This window comes from Thioalkalivibrio sp. ALJT (genome assembly GCF_000381825.1).
Taxonomy (GTDB): Bacteria; Pseudomonadota; Gammaproteobacteria; order Ectothiorhodospirales; family Ectothiorhodospiraceae; genus Thioalkalivibrio.
Window position 1 is genome coordinate 86,182 of the sequence record NZ_KB907122.1, and the last position, 21,390, is coordinate 107,571.

The window sequence follows — 21,390 nt, forward strand, 5'->3', positions numbered from 1 at the left end:
TTCCCCGTAGTTCGCGTGGATTCGCAGGCATTCGGGTCAGTAACGGATGCGATGGCAGAGTGTCTGTGCCGCCTCCGGGCCGGTGACGCGCGCCATCACCGCGGGCAGATCGGCAAACGCATCCTCCCCGGTCATCAGGGCATCCAGGGCCGGCTCGGCGAGCAGCGACAGGGCCAGCGCCAGGCGCCGCCGGTAGTCCCAGCGTGCGGCGCGCTCGGGCGGCAGACGCCCGACCTGGGAACTGCGCAGGGTCAGCCGCCGCGAGTGGAAGGCCTCGCCCAACGGCACCGGCACCGACTGATCGCCGTACCAGCTCATCTCCACCACGCGCGCCTCCACCCCCGCCAGCGCCAGCGCCTGTGTCAGTCCCTCCGGATTGCCACTGGCGTGCAGCACCCGGTCAAGCCCCTGCAGATTGGTGTCCGTGGCGGCAGCCGCCGGCGGAAGCAAGCGCAACCCCAACCGTTGCGCCACCGTCGCGCGCGCGGGATTGGGGTCGACAACGGTCACTTCGACACCCGGGATGGGCCGCAGCAGCCACGCCGCCAGCAGACCGACCACCCCCGCCCCGATCACCGCAACGCGGTCGCCGGGACCGACCCGCGCATCCCAGACGGCATTGATCGCGGTCTCCAGGTTGGCGGCCAGCACCGCACGTCCGGAGGGTACCGCGTCCGGGATCGGCACCACCGCGTTGGCCGGCACCACATACGCGCTTTGGTGCGGATACAGGCAGAAGACCCGCTGGCCCCGTTCGAGTTCGGACCCGGCCATCGCCGTCGCGCCGGCCTCGATCACGCCGACACTGATATAGCCGTACTTCACCGGCCCCGGAAACACCCCCTCCTGAAACGGCGCACGCATGGCCTGGTACTGGCTCGCCGGCACCCGGCCATGGAATACCAGGGATTCGGTGCCCCGGCTGATGGCCGAGAACCGGGTACGCACGCGCACCTCGCCGGCGCCGGGCTCCGGCAACGGGTGCGGGCGCAGCTCGCCGACGCCCGGCGCCATGACCCAGAAGGCCTGCTCCGGCGTCATGGGCGGACTCCGGAACCCGGCACGACGGGCTTGCGACAGGGCATCATCATCCGCGCAGTGTGGGCGAAGCGCCGGATCAGCGGCAACTCCCGCCGCGGCCCGTGGTCCATCCAGCAGACACGGACGTACGGGCCAGCAGCCGGCCGGATTCGGGACCGATCGGCTGCGCGCGTGAGAGAGCAGCCTCTGTTCCGCTCTCTCTACGTTACATGGCCCCAACACGCGCCCCGAGAGACCGAAAACAGGGCCTCGCTCTCCTGCCCCACGCGCGCAACGCCCGCCCAGACCCGACACAGGCTCCTGGAGGACTACAATCCCGACATGATCTCATCCAACCTCCAACCCGGTCCCGGTGCACGCCTGCGCAACGGCGCACGCACCTGGGCGGCGGACTGGGTACTGACCGGCCTGTTGGGGCTCGGCGTCACGCTGACCCTGCAGGCCCATACCGGCCTCTCCGGCCCTGCATTGCCCGTCACCTACAGCCTGCTGTGGCTGGGCCTTGGCGGACTGCTTGCGGGCACCACACCGACAGCCGACCTGGTACCCGGTCGCCGGGGACCCGGGCCGGCCAACCGGGTCACACTGGTGCGCGCGGCCCTGACCGCCCCGCTGGCCGCACTGGTGTTCATGGCCCCTGCAGCAGACACCCTGCTGGCACTCTGGGTCATCGCCCTGGCAGCCCTGGCCCTGCTGCTCGATGGGGTCGACGGGGCCGTGGCCCGCCGCAGCGGCAGCAGCACGGCCTATGGCGCCCGCTTCGACATGGAACTGGACGCCGCGATGATCCTGGCGCTGGCGCTGCTGGCCTGGCAGCTCACCCCGGTCGGCCCGTGGGTCGTCCTGATCGGACTGATGCGCTATATCTTCGTGCTGGCCGCCCGGCCATGGCCATGGCTGGCCGCAGAACTGCCACCCAGCCGCCGGCGCCAGGCGATCTGTGTGCTGCAGACCGTCATCCTGCTGCTGGCGCTGACCCCCGCTTTGCCCGCCGCCGTAGCCATCACCATCGCCCTGGGCGGCCTGTTCGCCCTGACCCTGTCCTTTGCCGTGGATATCCACTGGCTGTACCGCCACTCGACGCCCGCTGACGGAGGTGCGCAATGACCGCTACCCGCAACAACCCATCCCCCCAACGCCGGCTCGGGTGGATGCCCTCCTTGCTGCTGGCACTCGCCCTCGCCCTGCCCGGAAGCGCGCTGGCCGGGACCGACCGCTGGGTCATCGACCCCGACCACTTCGCGGTCGGGTTCCTGGTAGACCATGCCGGTTTCGCCCGGGTCATGGGGATGTTCCTGGAGGCCGAGGGCGAGTTCAGCTTCAATCCCGAATCCGGCGAGCTGGAAGGCGGCCACTTCGTCATCCAGACCGACAGCGTCTTTACCAACCATGACGAGCGCGACGACCACCTGCGCAACGAAGACTTCCTGAACGTCGAGGAATACCCCGAGATGCGCTTCACTGCCACGGGCTACCAGCCCACCGGCGACAACAGCGGGCGCCTGAGCGGCGGGCTGGAACTGCTCGGCGAGACGCGCATCATTGAGCTGGACGTGACCATCAACAAGGTCGCGCGCTATCCGTTTCCGCTTGGTGGGCTGTTCGGCCGGCCCTACGTGCTCGGGGCGTCGATGCGCGGGAGCTTCAACCGCTCGGACTTCGGCATGACCTACGGCCTGACGCGCGACATCGTCGGGGACAAGGTCGAGCTGATCATTGAATTCGAGGCCCAGCGCCAGTAAGGCCCCGGTGCCGCAATGGACTCACCACGGGGGGCACGGAAAACGCGGAGAAGAACGGGCCTCAGGCGCCACGGGACGGACTCCAGGACAATGCGCTGGACCGGCCGAGGGTCACGGATGATCGCGGGTATGCCCCGTCATTCCGGCCGCAGCGCTGCGCACAGCCGGGATCTACGGCCCATGCCCCGACGCCGACCCCGGACCAACCCGGGCGCCTGACAGTGCCCCCAAAACGCGGATCGCAAGTGCAGCCGGCTGCGCGACGATGATGCCGGGACAGGGCTCTTCTCGAAAAAATCCGGTTCGAGGGCTCAAGTCTGCGGGCAAGCCGCCGTCACCCCGGGGAGACCCGTCCCGCTGTTGAGCACCACGGGCCTGCACATTCAGAACCCGGAGTACCATGATGGACGCAAGCGCGATTGCCGCGATGGCCACGCAGAACAGCCAGCAACAGCTGGCCCTGCAAAAAGACGTGGCCGTACAGAAGAAGGCGATGGAATCTCAGGAGGTCGCCGCTCAGGCCTTGCTGCAGACCATGCCGGACATCGGCGAGATGCAGGCCTCCACGCAGGGCCTGCCGGACAACATCGGCACCCACATCAACACGACCGCCTGACCCTTTACCGTCCGTCCCGAACGGCCCTGACGCATCCATGCCCGGGGCCTCCTCATTACTGGGCCATCACTGGTCCGGTTCCAGCAACAATCCGGCTGGTCCGGGTCCGGTTACACGCCCCTGCCCTTCCTGCGTCTCTGCGTGCCCTTTGCGGTAAAAAAGCGCCCCTGCCCTTCAGCCCGAATCCCCGTCGTTACGGTCAGACGCATCCGCCTGCGCAGCGCAGACCCGAGCGGCAAAGCGCCGCATCACGCCACGCGCCACCCGCTCATCCGGGTCGATGCAGAAACCGGCACGCTCCACCGCGGCCTCGGTATCCCGATTCGGGTGACAGCCCCCGGAGACACAGGTCCAGGCCGGCTGCACCCGGTCCTGCCAGCGAGCCACCCCGGGCCGCGCGTGACGCACGTGCTCCAGCATGCGCAGTTCGCCCTCGGCGCCGAGCACACGGCGCACCTCCGTCAGCGCACGCGGCGGGTCCTGCACGCTGCAGAACACCAGGCCGGAGACCACGGTATCGAAAACGCCGTCGGCGAACGGCAGAGCCTCGGCGCGCGCCACCACCAGCGGCACGGAAGGTGCCCGCCGGCGGGCCCGACGCAGGGCGGCCAGATCCGGGTCCATCCCGATCACCCTTTCCGGGACCGCATACAGCGGCAAGTTGCGGCCGGTCCCACAACCAACCTCCAGCACCCGCCCGCTCACACCCGCAACCAGGCGCCGGCGCCAGCGTCGCAGGCCCAGACGGTCGGCCGCGGCCATCAAACCATCGTACAGCCAGGGGATCTGTTCCAGACCACGCATCGAGACTCCCGGGAAACTAAAGTGTGAGCCACCCCATTCTTTCGGCGAATGCACCGAACCTGTTTCCACTGTCCCTGTCCACCCGTACAGGTGGCGTGGATGACCGTGTCGTGGCAACGGCGGGCGGTCATTCGCCGTTCGGGCCAGAACCCTCCATCACACGGGTGTCCGAACGTTTTATTGGCCCGGCCTTCGCGCCGGGCCATTTTTTTGTCTGCCGCCCAGGCCGGAATGCCACGACGTCCCGCAGGAGCACGTCTCGCGCGAAGCCCCTGCCCGCGGTGGACATGACTCCGACTCGGGTTCGCCGCTGCAGCCGGCGCCTGCGCTGTTCCGAGTCTTTGTCATCGCGGCAAACCTGAAGCGGGAGGTCCCGGCTGTGCGCTTCGCTCCGGCCGGGATGACCACGCGGCACCTGAAGGAAGGCCGGTCAGCCACCCGTCCGGCCAATCAGGTTCAGGAATTCACGCCGGGTGCGGCCATCCTCGCGGAAGGCACCCAGCATCACCGAGGTCGCCATGGAAGAGTGCTGTTTTTCGACACCGCGCATGGTCATGCACATGTGCCGGGCATCCACCACCACACCGACCCCCTTGGCCCCCGTGACCTGCATCAGCGCCTCGGCGATCTCGCGGGTCAGGCTCTCCTGGATCTGCAGGCGGGCGGCGAACATGTCCACGATGCGCGCGATCTTCGACAGCCCGATCACCTTGCCATCGGGCAGATAGGCCACATGCACCTTGCCGATGATCGGCAGCAGATGGTGCTCGCACATGGAGTACAGCTCGATATCGCGCAGCACCACCATCTCGTCGTTGTCCGAGGTGAACAACGCCCCGTTGACGATGGTATCCAGGTCCTGATGGTAGCCACGCGTCAGGTACTGCATCGCCCTGGCGGCACGCATCGGCGTATCCAGCAGACCCTCGCGCTGCGGGTTCTCGCCCAGCCCGGCGAGGATCTCGCGGTAGTGCTCGGCCAGGGCCTCGGGGGCGGCCAGTGGCGCACCTGCGGCCGCCACGGACCCGGACTTCGTGCCAGCTTGTGCTTCCATGGTCGAATCCTTGTCTTCACTCATGCTTGCTTGTTCCTGTTACCAGCCCGGTTCAGGCCAGCAGCGTGACCGCCAAACCGGAGGCCAGCGCCAGCATTGCTCCCGCCGTCAACACCAGGCGCAGGCCCAGATAGCCCGGGGGCAGGGCCCGCTGGCGCAGGCTTGCTCGGTCTACCCAGAGCACCCCGAGAAACAGCACCGCCAGCGTCATCAAAGATTCCTGCAGCGGCTGCAGCAGGGCGAGCCAGGCCAGGATGGACGGCACCACCGCCCATACCGGCGCCTGCAACGGTCCCACACGGTGCTGCCGGTCTACCAGGTAGATACCCCAGTGGATCGCGCCCAGAAACGACAGGATCACGGCACCATAGAGTGCCAGGGCCTCCAGGGCGAAAGCCTGCCATTCCGGCCGGGCCATCCAGGCTGCGACCCCGAAGAAGGCAAAGGGTATCAACCCGCCGTAGCCCAGCACTGTCACGGCCGGCGCCGACGCATCCGACCGGGCAGCGGGCGCAGCGGCATGGCTGCCGCCATGCCCCAGGTACTCCCGCAGCTCCGGCAGGCCGCCGATTACGCCCTCGCGGGAGATAAAAAAGGGTAACACCGCGGCACCCGTTGCCTGTTGCAGGGCATGGAACTGCTCACGGTTGTACGCGGAACCCATGCCCCACTCCAGACGCACCCAGCGTTCCGGCCGTTCGGCCTGCAGCAGGGCCTCTGCTTCGCGCAGGTCCGACAAGCCCGAGGTGATGGCCACGATCTCGTGGTTTGCCAGCGCCTCGCGGATGGCCGCCGGCCAGGCCTCTGCGCCCGCGATGCCGGATCGCCCGTGTACCCCGCCGTACTTGTCCGCCTGTTCGTTTGCCACATGTACCCCTGCTTTCCGAAGGTTTACAGGTATTGTACAGGTCCTGTATAACAGTGACCAAATTCGGTTGATCTGGAGATTCACTCCCATGAAACGCTCGCGCATCGCTGTCATCGGTGGCGGCATCGCCGGCCTGTCGGCTGCCTGGATCCTCCAGACTCGGCATCAGGTTCAGTTGTTCGAGGCAGAGCCCATGCTGGGGGGGCATGCCCACACCGTAGAGATTGCCGATTCGCAGGGCGCCACGGCCATCGACACCGGGTTCGTCGTTTACAACGAGCGCAATTACCCACTGCTGACACAACTGTTCGCGGATCTGGGCGTGGCCACCCAGGACACCGACATGTCCTTCGCCTACTCACGTCAGCCTCAGGGGGTGGAATACGCCGGGTCGAACCTCAATACCCTGTTTGCCCAGCGCCTTAACCTGCTGCGCCCGCGATTCCTGCGCATGGCCGGGGACATCCTTCGATTCAACCGTCTGGGCCGGGACCTGTTCGAGCGTGGCGAGCGCGCGGAGGGGACGCTGGGTGCGTTTCTCACCCGCCACCGTCTCGGCCGTGGCTTCGCCGAGGACTACCTGCTGCCCATGGCCGCAGCAATCTGGTCCTGCCCGCCCGAGGAGATCCGCGATTTTCCGGCCGCCAGCTTCCTTCAGTTCTTCTATAACCACGGTCTGCTGAACCTGCGCGACCGGCCGCAGTGGCGCACCGTCACCGGAGGCAGCCGCGAATACGTGCAGCGCCTGGCCGCCCGGCTGGAACCGGACACCACCGTCCACCGTTCCGTTCGGGCGGTACAGCCCGCGGGCGACCAGTGGCAGGTGGTGACAGATGGCCCGACCGCCGCGTTCGACCGTGTCGTCTTCGCCTGCCACGCAGATACTGCCCGCAACCTGCTGAACGGCGCGGACCGTGCACGCGACCGCCTTCTGGCAGCTTGCCGGTTCCAGTCCAACCACGCGGTGCTGCACACCGACCCGGAGCTGATGCCCCGCACGCGGCGGGTCTGGTCCTCCTGGAACTACCTGAGCAGTCACCACGGCCATGCTCGCAATCAGGTCTCCGTGTCCTACTGGATGAATCGCCTGCACCGCCTGGACCGGCGCCGGGACTACATCATCAGCCTGAACCCGCTGCGCGACCCCCACCCGACCACGGTACTGCGCGAGCAGACCTGGGAGCACCCGGTGATGGATACCGCGGCCGAAGCCGCCCGCACACGGCTGGCTGCGACTCAGGGCGAAAACGGCCTGTACTTCGCCGGTGCCTGGATGGGCTACGGGTTCCACGAGGACGGCCTGCGCTCCGCAGTGCGGGTCGGCCAGGCCATGGACATCGAGCCACCGTGGTCGCAATCGGCCGGCACGCCGGCGCAGGAGCCGGGCGACACCCGGACGGTTACGCTCGGCGGCGGCCCTGCCCCCGCCAGCGCGCCGGCCTCCCATTCCAGGGGTACCTGAATGAACGCGGCCCTGGTACCCGGCTGGGTCATGCACCAGCGTTTTGTCCCGCAGCAGTACCGGTTTCGCTACCCGGTCACCAGCGCGCTGTTCGATATCGATCGCCTGGCAGAGACGGCCCGCCACTGCCGGCTGTTTTCGCTGGACCGCCGCAACCTGTTCAGCCTGCGTACGCGTGATCACGGTCCCCGCGACGGGCGCCCCTGGCGACCCTGGATCGAGGCCCGGCTGGCCGAACACGGCATTGACCTCGCCGGCGGACGGATCCGCCTGCTGACCATGCCGCGAGTCCTCGGGCACGCCTTCAACCCGCTCAGCATCTGGTACGCCTGGCATGCCGACGGCGGGCTGCGGGCGATCCTGCTGGAGGTGCGCAACACCTTTGGCGAACACCACCACTATCTGCTGCACGAAAACGGCGCCCCCATGGCCCTCCCGGTGCGTCAGGACAAGGCCAAGACCTTTCACGTATCGCCGTTCATCGACATGCAGGCGCGCTACGCCTTCACCCTGACACCCCCGCGCGCAGAGCCCGGCGCCGCCCTGCGCATCGCCATCAATGAATACCAGGACCGGGACCTGATGCTGACAGCGACCCAGCATGGCCGACTGCAGCCTTTCAATGACCGCGCATTGCTGGGCGCATTCCTGCGCAAGCCCTGGATGACTCTCAGGGTCCTGCCTCTGATCCACTGGCAGGCCCTCAAGATCTGGTGGCGCGGGGGCCGTTATCACCCGCGCCCGCCACGTCCGGCACAGGAGATCGACTAATGTCCTCAGACCAGCTCGACACCCCGCACGTCGCGACGGCCCGACGCGACTGGGCCCTGCGCCTGATGGCCCGGGCACTGAAAGACATCGAACGCGGGCAGATCACCCTGATCGGGCCTGGCGGTGACCGCATCACCGTACGCGGACGTCGCGCCGGCACGGAGGCGATCTGGCATTTCCGGCGCCCCTGGCGTGCGATCCTGCGTCTGCTGCGCCACGGCGACATCGGCTTTGCCGAGGGCTTCATCGGCGGCGACTGGATCACCCCCGATCTGCAGGCCCTGCTGCGTTTCGCAGCCGACAACCGGGGCACGCTGGCCGCCCTGGCAGATCGCCCCGCCTGGCAGCGCGGGATCGACCGTCTGCGGCACTGGATGCACCGCAACAGCCGGCGCGGGAGCCGCGCCAATATCCGCTTCCACTATGACCTCGGGAATGACTTCTACAACCTTTGGCTGGACCGCAGCATGAGCTACTCGGCGGCGCTGTTCACCCGCGGCGACGAGGCCCTGGAACAGGCGCAGGAACGGAAATACGCGCGCCTGCTGGATCAGCTCGATGCCGCCCCCGGCGCGCATATCCTGGAGATCGGTTGCGGCTGGGGTGGCTTTGCCGAGATGGCCGCAAGCCGCGGCTACCGCGTCACCGGTGTCACCCTGTCACGGGAACAACTGGACTATGCCCGTGCCCGCATCGAACGCGCCGGCCTTGGCGATCGCGTGGAACTGCGCCTGCAGGACTACCGCGACCTGGAAGGCCGCTTCGACCACGTGGTGTCCATCGAGATGTTCGAGGCCGTGGGCGAACAATGGTGGCCGACCTTCTTCGCCAAGGTGCGCGAGTGCCTGCGTCCGGGTGGACGCGCGGCACTGCAGGTCATCACCATCGCCGAACACGCGTTCGAGCATTACCGCCGCAATGCCGACTTCATCCAGCTCTACATCTTCCCCGGCGGCATGCTGCCGTCGGTCCCGCGCTTCAACGCAGAAGCCGAACAGGCCGGCCTGAGCGTGGCGGACCAGGCCTTCTTCGGGCCGGACTATGCGTACACGCTGCGCCACTGGCACCAGGCGGTCCGCCAGGCCGAACCGGTCATCGAGGCACTGGGCTACTCCCCCTCCTTCCTGCGCATGTGGCGCTACTACCTGGCCTACTGCGAGGTGGGGTTCGACACCGCCCGGGTCGATCTGATGCAAGCGGTCCTGCAAAACCCGGCCCCTCCCGGGAAGCAGGACCCGCCCGGCGCGACCGGTTGAGGTGAACACCTTGCGCTGGCCGCAACTGTTCGCCTACGGCGGCCTGGGCATGCCGCTGGCGGTACTCGGGTTGCCGCTGTACGTATTCCTGCCGGCGCACTACGCCGAGCACACCGGACTGGGAGTCACCCTGGTCGGCCTGTTCCTGCTCCTGGCGCGACTACTGGATGTCGTCACCGACCCGCTGGTCGGCCACCTGTCCGACCGCATTCCCGGCGCCTGGCGCCGCCGCGTGGTCATGCTGGCCGGCGTACCCCTGCTGCTGATCGCTGCACCCTTCCTGTTCCTTCCACCACCCGAAGCCGGTGCCGGCTATCTGCTACTGTTCAGCACCCTGGTCTACCTCGGCTGGACCCTGGTCGCCCTGCCCTATGCGGCATGGGGCGCCGAGCTGTCCGGCGATTACCACGAGCGCTCGCGCATCACCGCCGCGCGCGAGGGCTTTGTCGTGCTGGGCACGGTCACGGCGGCCGCCCTGCCCGCCGTTCTCGGGCTGCAGGACGACGCCGGCGCCGCACTGGCCGCATTGGCCGTACTGCTCTGGGTCCTGCTGCCACTGGCCTTTGTGGTCCTGCTCTGGCGAGTACCGGAACGGCCGGGGCGCCTGAAACCCGTACCCTGGCGCGCCGGTTGGGGGCTGTTGCTCGGCAATCGGCCGTTCCGGCGTCTGATCCTCGCCTGGATTCTCAATGGCACGGCCAACGCGATCCCGGCCACGCTGTTCCTGTTGTTCATTACCCATGTGCTCGAGGCACCGGAGCATGCCGGACCGCTACTGCTGGTCTATTTCGCCACCGGTATCCTCGCCCTGCCCGTGTGGTTGCGGCTGGCGCGCCGCCTGCCCAAGCATCGGGTCTGGACGCTTTCCATGCTGCTGGCATCCAGTTTCTTTATCTGGGTCCCGTTCCTCGGCTCCGGCGATGTGCTGGCGTTCTACATAATCACCGTGCTCACCGGCCTCAGCCTGGGCGTCGATCTCGCACTGCCGGCGGCGATGCAGGCGGACGTGATCGACCAGGACACCGCCGATGGCGGCGGCGAGCGTGCCGGCCTGTTCTTCGGACTCTGGGGCATGGCCACCAAACTGGCCCTCGCCCTCGCCGTCGGCCTCAGCTTCCCGCTACTGGGACTGGCCGGCTTCTCGGCCGAAGGCGACAATGGCCCCACCGCACTGCTGGTTCTGGCGCTGGCCTATGCCGGGCTGCCGGTCCTGTTCAAACTCGCAGCAATGATCCTGATCTGGCATTTCCCGATCGACGCCGACACCCAGCATGCCCTGCGCGAGCGCATCCACGCGCGCGAACAGGCCTCTTCACCCGCCCCATCCGGAGGACCCACCCCATGAGACCACGCCATCGCATCATTCCCGCTGCCCTTACCCTGGTGCTGGCACTGTTCCTCGCCCTGCCGACCCAGGCGGAAACCGAGATCAGCGGCGTAACATTTGCCGACACCATCACCATCGACGACACCGAAATTCCCCTGCGCGCCGGACGCCTGTACCGCTACACCGTGTTTCGCGTTTACGTGGGCGCGCTGTACATCCCCGAGGACGTTAAACCGGATGCAGTCCTGACCGCGGACGTCCCCAAACGCCTGGAGCTGGAATACCTGCGTGCGATCAGCGCCGACGACTTCCGCCGCAGCGGCAACCGCCTGCTCGAAGACCAGCAGGACGAGGAGACCCTGGACGCCATGGCCGACCGTCTGGAAACCTTCAATGCTGCCTACCGCGACATGGAGGCGGGCGACCGCTACGCGCTGGAATACCGCCCCGGACACGGGACCCGTCTGCTGCAAAACGGCACGCAGCTGGTCGAGGTTCCCGGCGCCGATTTCGCCGAGATCTACTTCGGCATCTGGCTGCACCCGGAAAACCCGCTGTCCCGCCGCTTCCGCGACACCCTGATCGGGGAAAGCTGAGCGCCTGCCGGCATCCGGGCAGCACCCGACCGCCTGACGCACAGGAAGGCACAGCCTTCGGGCCCGGCGCCCTGCGCGCCCGGGCCGGCGGCCGCCAACTCCTGCAGCCCCGGCCCGCACATTTCCTGAATTTGGACCATGATCGCGCAAGTTAGCCGCTTAAAGGGGAGCTTTCCGTGGAGGTCCCGTATCGGGGCATACGCCCGATCGACCCCCCCTGCGCGGACAGGAGACAGGCAAGGGCGGACGTCAACCATGAACGATTCGGATTAGGGAACCATCCACAGGAGCCCGGCGGGTTGGGGGCTGATCGGCTGCGCATGGGCAGGCGAGCGGCCTTCTCTTCGCGCGCTCTCGTTCCATGGCCCCAACGCTGCGCCTCGAGAGACCGCAAAGAGGCGTCACGTCCCCACACGATCACGCCGATCGACCCGACCCGACAGGTTCCTGGCGATGAACTAAACTCTTCTGTCCGGGGTCGAGACCACGCAGCTCCAGGGCGCCATCCAGCGACACCCGACCAAGGCACTCCGGAGGAGAACCCCATGCAGCAACACATCACCTTCCGGGAAGCCAGCTGGCCTGCCGACGCTGCCCCCCTGTCCCGCATCCGCCGCGAGGTCTTTATCGAGGAACAACACGTACCCGAGGCCCTGGAGTTCGATGGCCTCGACGCCGCCGCCTTGCACTGGCTGGCCAGCGGGCCGGACCAGGAACCCATCGGAACCCTGCGCATGCTGCCGTCCGGGCAAATCGGACGCATGGCGGTACGCGCCGCCTGGCGCGGCCACGGCATCGGCTCCCGACTGCTGGAACACGCCCTCGCGGCTGCCGCCCGCCACGGCTGGCAGGAAGTCTGGCTGAATGCGCAGAACACGCGCATCGGATTCTACGCCCGCCACGACTTTTTCGTCATCAGCGACCCCTTCGAGGACGCCGGCATCCCCCATCGCCGCATGCTCCACCGCATCCCGCGCCCGACCACCCCCCACGCCTGCCCACACCCCCACACCCCGTAGGAGCCTGCTTGCAGGCGGAGCCCCTGCCCGCATCTGACCCAGGCAGGGCCTTCGCCGGCGAGCCGGCTCCTGCAGCAGGCTTGCGGTGTTCCGGGTTGCTCGTCACGCCGGGTGCCGAGGCCCTGCCGATCCGCCTTTGCCGCCGCACCTTCAACTCCGTCGAACGGCCCAAACGCTCCGCTCACGCCGTCGGGGCGGGACTGCAGCGGTCGCAATGATGCGAAGCCACATCCACTCCCCTATGCTGAAAGAAGAACCATCAACCGCACCGAGCCGCCCATGACCGCCCCCGAACGCGACCCCACCCTGAGCGATGCCGAGGCCCGACTGGGTGCGCTCCTTTCCGCTGCCCACCGCCGCTTCTGGCTGCACGCACGAGTGGGCCTGCTCGCCGAGATCGCAGGGGCCGACCTGGGTACCGCACTGGCCGGTATCGCCCGCCGCCACCGCCATACCGATATCCGCCTGCTGGTCGACGACGACCTCGCGCTCAAGGAACAGCTGCCAAGCCTGGTCGAAAGCATCAAACGCCTGCCCAGCGCCATCTCGGTACGACGACTGGACGCCAGCGAGGAAGGCCCGCAGACGCTGACTGCCATCGCCGACCACAACGGCTGGATGGAGCTGACCCAGGCTCGCGGGCGGCGCATCCTGCGCGGAGATATTGACGACCGCCCCGGAACCCAACGTGCCGTACAGGACTTCGAGGCCAACTGGATCCTGAGCGATGAAGCCATCGAACTCCGCCGCCTGCTCGTCTGAGCCACGCACAATGACCGCGCGTCGTCACCTGCTGCGGGGCCTCCTCGCCCTGACGGCCGGCAGCCTGATTCCCGGGATCGCCGGCGCACGCAACGAAGACGGCGAGGTCGCCGTTCTGCCATTGCAGCATCGTCCGGCGAACCGCCTGCTACCCGAACTCCAGGCCCTGTTTGGCGACACCGCCACACTGCGCGGCGACGGCTTCCGCCTGCTGGTGCGCGCCGATACCCGCACCCTGCAACAAATCCGCGAGATCGTCACCGAACTCGACACACCGGTCCAGGACCTCGTCCTCTCCGTGCGCCGCCACCACGACGCCCCGCGCCTCGAACGCGGCACCGGCCTCGAGTTCGAGAGCACCCCGGAAGGCGCCGAGGGCCGCATCACCACCCAGCGGCGGCGCACCACCCGCCGCGATGACCAGACCCGGCACCTGCGCCTGCGCGAAGGCCACGAGGCCATCATCCTGGTCGGCGAGACCCGTGCCGCCGGCTTCCGCATCCTCCACAGTCGTGCCGGCGTCGGCATCGAGCCCCTGCTGCAGGAAACCAGCCGCGGCTTCCGCGTGCGCCCCCAGGTCCAGCCCGACGGCCGCATCCGCGTCGCCATCTCCCAGCTCCACGAACGCCCGTTCCCGCGCGGCGCCGTGGACCGCGACGCCATCGACACGCAGCTCACCCTGGAGCCGGGCACCTGGCACACCCTCGGCGGTGTTCACACCGAAACCGACGCGACTGAACGCGGCCTCGCCTCCCGCCGCACCACCCGCGACCGCGACACCCTCACCCTCGAAATCCGCGTCGATCCCGCCCGCTAGGGAAACACTGATCAATGTACACACTCGCGTTGGTACCCCAGGTTTTCCGAGACAAGGCGCGTCGTGCAACAGGTAGTGGTTCTACCCGCCCGTTTTCGATGGATTCGGGGCGCAACGCAGGATCGGGGAACCTGGGGTGCCAACCCCACAAATCATTGAAAGCAGGGGCTCGGGCGCAAGTGTGTACATTGACTGTGTTTCCCTGGCCAACTCCCATGATTCGCTTCGCTCATCAGCATCCTGCGGAATAGCACTGCCCGTAGGGTGCGTTGAGCCCCGCGAAACGCACCCACAACGGCGGGAGTCACCCCTTCGACCAAACCCGACAAATGGCACGCCGACACACCCGATCATCGTCCCGGAAACCGCAACGCGGTTATCCGGGATATCCCCCGCCCGCCCGAACATACCCCTCTGGCACGCCCCCACACCGTGGTGATACAGTCGTTTAAACAATGTCTATACATCTTGCGGGTGGAGCAATGGCCGAGACACGACTGAACATCAAGCGCTGGGGCAACAATCTGGGCGTCCGGCTTCCTGCGGCCATCGCGCGCGCAGCGCACCTGGAGGCGGACCAATCCGTGATCGTCTCCGTCGAAGGCAACCAGATCGTAATCCGTCCGGAAACCACTCCATCCATGAGCCTGGAGGAACGCCTGAAAGGATTCGACCCGGACAAGCATGGCGGCGAGGCCATGTGCACGGACGTGATTGGAAATGAACGATGGTAAAGGGTGCAGCACCCAAGGACTGGGTACCCCGGCGCCGTGACGTCATCTGGATAGACTGCAACCCTCAGGCCGGGCGGGAAATGCGAGATATTCACCCCTTCCTGGTCCTGTCGCCGACCCAATTCAACGCCCACACCTCGCTGGTTCTGGGGCTCCCCATGACCACTGCCGATTACAATGCGACCAACCCCTTCGCCGTGGTCGCGGGCACGACGCCGGATGCAAGAACCAGCTACATCCTCTGCCACCAGGTAAAGTCCTTCGACTGGCGCCAACGCAACGCGACACCCCATCCAGCCGGACAAGTGCCGCAGGGGACCTACCGGGAAGCCTGCGCGGTCCTCAACCAGATCCTCGAACTCTGCCCCGATCCCGCCTAGCGGACGTTTGTCGTACGGGCGGGACTCACGTAGGCCGGCCGCGTCCACGTCACCATCAGAACCACGGGAATCGGATCGCACCGAATCGACGGAATCGACGGGGTCAACGAATCGACGGGGTCAAACCTTGCCTTTTGCCCTCGAACGAATCGACGGGGTCAAACCTGACGAATCGACGGGGTCAAACCTTGCCTTTTGCCCTCGGGGACACAATCCGACTCACTCGCGAAAAATGACGAATCGACGGGGTCAAACCTTGCCTTTTGCCCTCGGGGACACAATCCGACTCACTCGCGAAAAATGCAGGCCAAAATGGTCACCGATAGCTTTCAGCGTGTAGCCACCGGACGCATACGCGCGCCGAATGGCTTCATTCCTCGGGAAGCTTGCCTCCAGGGATTCGAGCGTCGGCGGCACAGGCCGCTGCTGGGCCTTGGGGTATTCCGGGTCCAAGTCCAGCCTGCCGGACTTACCTGCCAGCCGCGCCTCGACAAAGGCGTCGGAGCCAAGAAATAGCTGCGCATGCAGATCATTCCAGGGAGATGTGCGTCCGATTCCCTCCTGGACAAACCGCCGATAGGCCTGCTGCCGGGAGGCGGCCGGGCCGAATTCGTCCAGCACGCGATCCGTCGATAGCCACGAGGCGGCATCCGAAAGGCCCGCGGTGGCCCGGTAGCTGCTCCACTCCCAGTCCGCAGGATCGTCGATCAGATGCGCGCGCACCGGATTGAGGACGATGTAGCGCGCCAATTCCAGAAGATACGACTCGCGCTCAACGAGTATCGCCTTGTACCGGCCTTGAAGCACATGACCGACACGCCGGTGACGGCGGTTGAACCGCTGCGTGTAAACGCCGTTCAGCCACTGCATCCCCCGGCTCAGGTTCGCATCCGGCGTCTCTAGCAAAAGGTGATAGTGGTTGCCCATCAGGCAGTACGCGAAGACCACCCAGTTAAATCGCTCGACCGCCTGCGCCAGCGTTTCTTCGAAGCGCCGATGGTCAACGTCATCCAGATAGATCCAGTCCCGCCGATTGCCGCGCGCCGTCACGTGATACAGCGCCCACGGATACTCCAACCGCACCGATCGAGCCATCCCTGCTCTCTCCGTCTTGTCCCTGCCCCCCGCTAGTACACCCTAAAGCAGACCGATCCGACAAGCCGAGCACCGCCCACCAACCAGTCGGGCAAAAGGCAAGGTTTGACCCCTGAGGCTCCGCAGGCGAGGTTTGGCCGCGTCCAGCTGGCTCCGGACAGCCGGGGCCGGAAACGACGAGGGCCCCGGAATTCCGGGGCCCTCGAGCGGTTTGCGCTGACAGGATGCGGCGACCGGTCAGAACACCAGGGCGCTGGCCAGCGGAAACAGCAAGGTATCGAGCGCGATCACGACCGGCTCAATAACGCTCTCCAGCGTACTGAAAAGAGGGTTGAGGATCTCGAGACCACCGTTGAAAGCTTTGAGAGTAAATGAGGCCATGGCATTTCTCCAAGATATGGTATGGACGATCCATCCCGAGCGAGACAGCCGGGAAGCTTGGGCTTTTCGAGTATACCCGTTCGGCCGGCACGACAACAATCGTGGAGGCCTGGGGTCTACGCGAAATCCAAAGGTAGACCCCTGAGGTGCTCTGAAAGGCAAGGTTTGACCCCTGAGGTGCGCAGCCGGGCAAAAGGCAAGGTTTGACCCCTGAGGTGCGCGCGAAATCCAAAGGTAGACCCCTGAGGTGCTCTGAAAGGCAAGGTTTGACCCCTGAGGTGCGCAGCCGGGCAAAAGGCAAGGTTTGACCCCTGAGGCTGAGGTGGCCTGAGGTGGCCCCACGCACGAACGGGGCCAGAAGGTGCGCACAAAAAAACGGGGCCCCGGAGGGCCCCGCCAATACACACACAACTGTATTGTTATACCGCTCGAAGCGATTCGGGCTTAGAAGGACACCCGCATGCCGCCACCAACACCGGTGAAGGACAGGTCACTGTTGTTGACCCCAGCGTTATCGGTGCTGTTGTAACCCACACCGGCGAACGCCATCACGCGGTTGCTGAAGTTGTGCTTCACGGCAATCGCGGCATAGTCGGTGTTGTTGGCGTTATCGATACGGCTGTGGCCCAGGTTCAGGACAAAGTCGTTACGACCCATGGTGTAGGTACCCGACAGGAAGTACGTATTGAAATCCTGGCTCATACCGCCAACGCTGTCGCGGGAGATGTCTTCGACTTCACCCACCACGCGGAAGGCTCCGGCGGACCAATCAGCACCAAGCTTGGTATTGCGGGAGCGGGAATCGCGAGCCTCGAAATCGCCAGCGTCCACGTGCGCCACATACAGGTCGACGTCACCCAGATCGACGTTCACGCGACCGGAGAACGCGGTATCGCTGTCATCCATGTTGTCGATGAACGCGCCCACATCGACGCTCACCATGCCAAAGCTGTTGCTGTAACGGATACCGCGATCCACATAAGCACCGTTACCAAAGCCGCCGTCACCACCCAGGCGCGCGCCGTTGGTACGGCCCTGCATGAAGGTCGCGTTCAGCGGGTCCTTGCCGGCGGTGTTGTAGGAGGATGTCATGCGACCGGCGATGACACGACCGAAGTTGCCGTCCAGGCCAACGTAGATGTCGCGGGAGCCCGTGTTGAAACCACCGGTCCCGTCACCACCAGAACCCGTGTGGAAGTCGCTCTCGAGCTTGGCCAGGGCGGTCAGGCCGTTACCAAGGTCGTGAGCGACCATCACGCCGAACGCATTGGGGCCAGCGCCGTCGGTCGGGCCTCCCACGGAGCCGGCGTCGTGCTGACGGAAGCCACTGTCAAAAGCACCACCGTCGCCGGAGGCGCTATGGTGGACGACCTGCGTCTGCAGCTGGCCGAACAGGGTGACGTTGGTGTCGGCGGCGGCGAAGGCCGGGGCGGCGAAGGCGCCGGCAACGGCGACTGCGAGGATCTGCTTTTTCATGTTGCGTATCTCCCAGGAGAGGTGTTGTGTTTCGTGTTTTATCCCAGCATCCACGGTCGATGCCGCGAATGACAGGTGTTTTATATACACCACGGTGTCGCATTTCAACCCCTAAGGGCGAAAAATTGGCCACAGTCGCCCCGGTTCTGGCCCCAATACCCCCGTTCGAAGGATCAAGCACTTGCGTACAGACGCTCGAAAAACGTCAGAACATGAACGCAACCCACTGAATATGCAGATCAACAAGATTTCCCGGATCCACCAGCGGCCGTCGAAACTGCGAAACTCGTCAGGTTTCACTTATTTTTTCGGTGTTGTGGGAAATGTTCGTTTTTCGTGTTCGTGACGCGGCGGTGTCCGCCGCGCAGAGACGTTGCGTTTTTGCAACAATCAGAGATTCGGGCAGGGTCACGCGCCGAGTGTGGCGGAAAGCAGACACCGGGTGCGGCGGCACGAGCGTGGGTTGTCACGACTCGGGGGCTTTTGGGCTTTGGCGGGGGCTTCGCGGGCAAGCCCGCTCCTACGGGGCTTCAGCCAGCGGCACCCGCGGGAGCCGACATGGCGGCGAAGCCCCTGGCAAGGTCTGGTTCGGGCGAAGTTAGGGGCGGGGCAGCGGCTGTAGCCGTAGGAGGCCAGCCCTCTGGCCGATGGGGTCATCCAAGTGCCCGATCGGCCAGAGGGCTGGCCTCCTACAGGGGGTTTCGGTGGGGGGGGTTAGTCGAGGCCGAAGGCGCGTAGGGCGAGGCGGCGTTTGAGGGGAGCGGCTTGGTCGACCAGGCGAATGCCGAGGCCGCGTAGCTCGGGGAGGCCGGCGGCGTGGGTGGCGAAGATCAGGCGGAAGCCGTCCATGGCGCGCTGCATGAAGGCGTTCTCGGTACGCCGGTCGCGGGTGTAGGCACGCAGGACGGTCTCGGCACCGGGGTCGCGGCGGGCGGGGCCATGCAGGCGCTCGACCAGGGCGCGGGCGTCGGCCAGGCCGAGGTTCAGGCCCTGCCCGGCCAGTGGGTGGATGGTGTGGGCGGCATCCCCCGCCAGCACCACGCGGCCGGCGTAATAGTCACGGGCATGGCGCGCCACCAGCGGGAAGCTGGCGCGCCGGGAGGTGGCGGTGATCGCGCCCAGACGGTGGTCGATCGCCTCCTCCAACGCCTCACAGAAACCGACATCGTCCAGCGCCAGCGTCGCATCCGCCTGATGCTCGGGCTGGGACCAGACGATGGAGCTGCGCCCATCCGCCAGCGGCAGGAACGCGATGATCTGGTCGTCGACGAAGCGCTGCCAGGCGGTGTCCTCGTGCGAGCGCTCGGTGGTCACGGTCGCGACCACGCCCCGGGCGTGGTAATCCTGCTCGCGCACCGGGATGCCCATGCGGTGGCGCAACGGGGACAGCGCACCGTCGGCCGCGACCACCAGCCTGGCGGAGGCAAGCAGCGCGTGATGGGGTCCGTAGAGGTCCACCCGGTCCGGGCGCGCATCCACGCTTTTCCACTCCGTCTCCGACCACAGGGCGACGCCGGCAGCCTCCAGCTCGGCCCACAGCGCCGCCTCCAGCGCGGCGTGTTCCACGGTCCAGCCCAGCGCCGGCACGCCCAGCTCGTCGGCATCGAAGCAGATATGCCCCGGGCCCTGCGCGTCCCACACTGTCATGCCAGAGAAGGCGTGGGCACGGCGCGCCTCCAGCGCGTCCTGCACGCCCAGTGTGGCGAGGAAGTCCATCGAGGCGATGTTCAAGGTCGCCACCCGCGTGACGGGCGTGGCGTCAGTAAAGGTGGGCGCGGCGTTGCGTTCCAGCAGCCCCACGCGCAGGCCCTGGCGCGCCGCCCCCAGTGCGATGGCGCCGCCCACGGCGCCCGCCCCCACGACGAGCAGATCGAGTACTGCGCCGGAACGGCGTGTGTTCATGCTGCGCCCTCCGTATCCGGCCGCGCGAGATGCCGGGCGGTGTGACGCGGCAACGGGCCCAGCCCCATGGCGGCCCGTGCAATGTGATCCCGCGCCGGGCGCAGGCGATCCAGGGCCATCATGCCACCGCCCAGCGCATGGCCGCGCAGGCCGGCCGCGTGCAGCATGCCGCGGGCCAGGAAATCGGTCGTGGCGACCACGCCGGTCACGTCGCGCTGGCGCGCGCGGGCATAAGCGGCCAGGGTCGTCGCCACACCGGGGTCCGACGTAAATCGGGGGCGCCCGTCCGGTGCGCGATCGGCGCGCAGCGCATCCAGCAAGGTGGCGACATCGCGCAGGGACAGGTTCAGCCCCTGTCCCGCCACCGGGTGCACCGCGTGCGCGGCATTGCCCAGCAACAGCGCGCGTTCCGCGGCCGGCTCGGGGGCATGCACCCGCTCCAGCGGAAAACGGACCACGCGGCCGGCCGGGCGCAGGCGGCCCAGGCTCCAGCCGAAGCGGGCCTGCAGCTCGCGCAGGCGCTCGGCCTCATCCCGCTCCAGCCGCTGCTCGCAGGCCTCTGGCGGGGCCACCCACACCACATTCATACGCCCGTCCGCCTGCGGCAGCAGGGCCAGCGGCCCCTCGTCGGTAAAGCGCTCGAAGGCCTGGCCGTTGTGCGGCCGCGCCGGCTGCACGTCGAATACCAGGGCGTCCGCCGCGTAACGCAGGCGGTTGACCGGAAGGCCCAGGGCCTTGCGCGTGGGGGACTGGATGCCATCGGCGGCCAGGATCAGCCGGGCCGCCCAGGTACCCTCGCCCTCGGGGCCCCGGATGCGCAGCGGCCGGCGGCCATTGTCCACGTCTCCCACGTCCGCCAGCGTCGACTGGTAGCGCACGTCCACGCCGGCATCGCGGCAGGCCGCGTCCAGCATCGGCTCCAGCGCGACAGCCGGCACTACCTGCCCGAGGGCCTGGCGGCCATGGTCGGCGGCATTCAGATGCACCCGCCCCAGCCCGCCGCGGCGGCTGACAATGATGGAACGGATCGCGGTGGCCCGCTGCGCCAGTGGCGCCCAGTATCCGAGATCGTCCAGGAACTGCACGGAGCCGGCCGCCAGGGCGTAGCCGCGAGTGTCGTTGGCGTGTGCATCCGGTGCGGGCGGCGCCCCGCGCTCGAACAGCGTGACCGCATAGCCCGCACGCGCCAGGGTGCAGGCGGCGAGGCCGCCCACCGGCCCGCCCCCGACGATGGCGATGTCGCAGGTGTTGGTTGTCAAGACTCACCCCGCAAGGGTGGGTCCGACG

At 67.1% G+C, this 21,390-nt stretch carries 22 protein-coding genes; 13 read left to right on the top strand and 9 right to left on the bottom strand.

Annotated features, from left to right (window positions below):
- Positions 1-36: 36 nt before the first annotated feature.
- Entirely contained in the window at positions 37-1,041 is a 1,005-nt protein-coding gene (locus G332_RS0102660; protein ID WP_019625453.1) for a zinc-binding alcohol dehydrogenase, read from the bottom strand.
- A gap of 321 nt (positions 1,042-1,362) precedes the next feature.
- Here G332_RS0102660 and G332_RS0102665 point away from each other — a divergent pair, with 321 nt between their 5' ends.
- From G332_RS0102665 to G332_RS0102675, 3 genes are all read left to right on the top strand, one after another.
- Positions 1,363-2,148 carry a CDP-alcohol phosphatidyltransferase family protein gene (locus G332_RS0102665; protein ID WP_019625454.1) on the top strand — a complete coding sequence of 262 codons (786 nt, stop codon included), beginning with the start codon at positions 1,363-1,365 and terminating at the stop codon, positions 2,146-2,148.
- Positions 2,145-2,783 carry a YceI family protein gene (locus G332_RS0102670; RefSeq protein ID WP_019625455.1) on the top strand — a complete coding sequence of 213 codons (639 nt, stop codon included), beginning with the start codon at positions 2,145-2,147 and terminating at the stop codon, positions 2,781-2,783. Before G332_RS0102665 ends, G332_RS0102670 begins: the two co-directional genes overlap by 4 nt.
- A gap of 403 nt (positions 2,784-3,186) precedes the next feature.
- The gene (locus tag G332_RS0102675) at positions 3,187-3,399 is read left to right on the top strand and encodes a YjfB family protein (protein WP_019625456.1); all 213 of its coding nucleotides are present in this window, start codon (positions 3,187-3,189) and stop codon (positions 3,397-3,399) included.
- A gap of 174 nt (positions 3,400-3,573) precedes the next feature.
- Here G332_RS0102675 and G332_RS0102680 read toward each other — a convergent pair whose 3' ends face one another.
- The 3 genes from G332_RS0102680 to G332_RS0102690 all read right to left on the bottom strand — a co-directional run bounded on the left by G332_RS0102680 (position 3,574) and on the right by G332_RS0102690 (position 6,125).
- Positions 3,574-4,203 (bottom strand): class I SAM-dependent methyltransferase, encoded by a 630-nt coding sequence (locus G332_RS0102680; protein WP_019625457.1) that lies wholly within the window; start codon positions 4,201-4,203, stop codon positions 3,574-3,576.
- 430 nt (positions 4,204-4,633) lie between these two features.
- Positions 4,634-5,281 carry a GTP cyclohydrolase I FolE gene (folE, locus tag G332_RS0102685; RefSeq protein ID WP_019625458.1) on the bottom strand — a complete coding sequence of 216 codons (648 nt, stop codon included), beginning with the start codon at positions 5,279-5,281 and terminating at the stop codon, positions 4,634-4,636.
- Positions 5,282-5,309: 28 nt separating this feature from the next.
- Complete coding sequence (locus tag G332_RS0102690; RefSeq protein ID WP_019625459.1) at positions 5,310-6,125, bottom strand: DUF3429 family protein; 816 nt, start codon at positions 6,123-6,125, stop codon at positions 5,310-5,312.
- A gap of 88 nt (positions 6,126-6,213) precedes the next feature.
- On the opposite strand from G332_RS0102690, the gene G332_RS0102695 reads away from it, so the two are divergent.
- The 10 genes from G332_RS0102695 to G332_RS0102740 all read left to right on the top strand — a co-directional run bounded on the left by G332_RS0102695 (position 6,214) and on the right by G332_RS0102740 (position 15,249).
- Positions 6,214-7,587 (top strand): NAD(P)/FAD-dependent oxidoreductase, encoded by a 1,374-nt coding sequence (locus G332_RS0102695; RefSeq protein WP_019625460.1) that lies wholly within the window; start codon positions 6,214-6,216, stop codon positions 7,585-7,587.
- Entirely contained in the window at positions 7,588-8,358 is a 771-nt protein-coding gene (locus tag G332_RS0102700; protein WP_019625461.1) for a DUF1365 domain-containing protein, read from the top strand. It begins immediately after the preceding gene.
- Complete coding sequence (locus G332_RS0102705; protein ID WP_019625462.1) at positions 8,358-9,614, top strand: cyclopropane-fatty-acyl-phospholipid synthase family protein; 1,257 nt, start codon at positions 8,358-8,360, stop codon at positions 9,612-9,614. Before G332_RS0102700 ends, G332_RS0102705 begins: the two co-directional genes overlap by 1 nt.
- Position 9,615: 1 nt before the next feature.
- Positions 9,616-10,959 carry an MFS transporter gene (locus G332_RS0102710; RefSeq protein WP_019625463.1) on the top strand — a complete coding sequence of 448 codons (1,344 nt, stop codon included), beginning with the start codon at positions 9,616-9,618 and terminating at the stop codon, positions 10,957-10,959.
- The gene (locus tag G332_RS0102715; protein WP_019625464.1) at positions 10,956-11,537 is read left to right on the top strand and encodes a chalcone isomerase family protein; all 582 of its coding nucleotides are present in this window, start codon (positions 10,956-10,958) and stop codon (positions 11,535-11,537) included. Before G332_RS0102710 ends, G332_RS0102715 begins: the two co-directional genes overlap by 4 nt.
- Before the next feature lie 545 nt (positions 11,538-12,082).
- Positions 12,083-12,556 (top strand): GNAT family N-acetyltransferase, encoded by a 474-nt coding sequence (locus tag G332_RS0102720; RefSeq protein WP_019625465.1) that lies wholly within the window; start codon positions 12,083-12,085, stop codon positions 12,554-12,556.
- Positions 12,557-12,835: 279 nt separating this feature from the next.
- Positions 12,836-13,318: a hypothetical protein gene (locus G332_RS0102725; protein WP_019625466.1), complete on the top strand. Its 483-nt coding sequence runs from the start codon at positions 12,836-12,838 to the stop codon at positions 13,316-13,318.
- The gene (locus G332_RS0102730) at positions 13,284-14,135 is read left to right on the top strand and encodes a hypothetical protein (protein ID WP_026340539.1); all 852 of its coding nucleotides are present in this window, start codon (positions 13,284-13,286) and stop codon (positions 14,133-14,135) included. The genes G332_RS0102725 and G332_RS0102730 overlap by 35 nt, the downstream gene beginning before the upstream one ends.
- A gap of 482 nt (positions 14,136-14,617) precedes the next feature.
- Entirely contained in the window at positions 14,618-14,869 is a 252-nt protein-coding gene (locus G332_RS0102735; protein WP_019625468.1) for an AbrB/MazE/SpoVT family DNA-binding domain-containing protein, read from the top strand.
- Complete coding sequence (locus tag G332_RS0102740) at positions 14,863-15,249, top strand: type II toxin-antitoxin system PemK/MazF family toxin (protein WP_255414579.1); 387 nt, start codon at positions 14,863-14,865, stop codon at positions 15,247-15,249. The genes G332_RS0102735 and G332_RS0102740 overlap by 7 nt, the downstream gene beginning before the upstream one ends.
- A 249-nt stretch (positions 15,250-15,498) precedes the next feature.
- On the opposite strand, the gene G332_RS0102745 is transcribed toward G332_RS0102740, so the two are convergent.
- The 5 genes from G332_RS0102745 to G332_RS0102765 all read right to left on the bottom strand — a co-directional run bounded on the left by G332_RS0102745 (position 15,499) and on the right by G332_RS0102765 (position 21,362).
- The gene (locus tag G332_RS0102745; protein WP_019625470.1) at positions 15,499-16,344 is read right to left on the bottom strand and encodes a transposase; all 846 of its coding nucleotides are present in this window, start codon (positions 16,342-16,344) and stop codon (positions 15,499-15,501) included.
- A 237-nt stretch (positions 16,345-16,581) separates the two neighbouring features.
- Complete coding sequence (locus tag G332_RS13655; RefSeq protein WP_019625471.1) at positions 16,582-16,725, bottom strand: hypothetical protein; 144 nt, start codon at positions 16,723-16,725, stop codon at positions 16,582-16,584.
- A 444-nt stretch (positions 16,726-17,169) separates the two neighbouring features.
- Positions 17,170-18,201 carry a porin gene (locus G332_RS0102755; protein WP_019625472.1) on the bottom strand — a complete coding sequence of 344 codons (1,032 nt, stop codon included), beginning with the start codon at positions 18,199-18,201 and terminating at the stop codon, positions 17,170-17,172.
- Between the two features lie 714 nt (positions 18,202-18,915).
- Complete coding sequence (locus tag G332_RS0102760) at positions 18,916-20,103, bottom strand: FAD-dependent monooxygenase (protein ID WP_019625473.1); 1,188 nt, start codon at positions 20,101-20,103, stop codon at positions 18,916-18,918.
- The gene (locus G332_RS0102765; RefSeq protein ID WP_019625474.1) at positions 20,100-21,362 is read right to left on the bottom strand and encodes an FAD-dependent monooxygenase; all 1,263 of its coding nucleotides are present in this window, start codon (positions 21,360-21,362) and stop codon (positions 20,100-20,102) included. The genes G332_RS0102760 and G332_RS0102765 overlap by 4 nt, the downstream gene beginning before the upstream one ends.
- Positions 21,363-21,390: the final 28 nt, after the last annotated feature.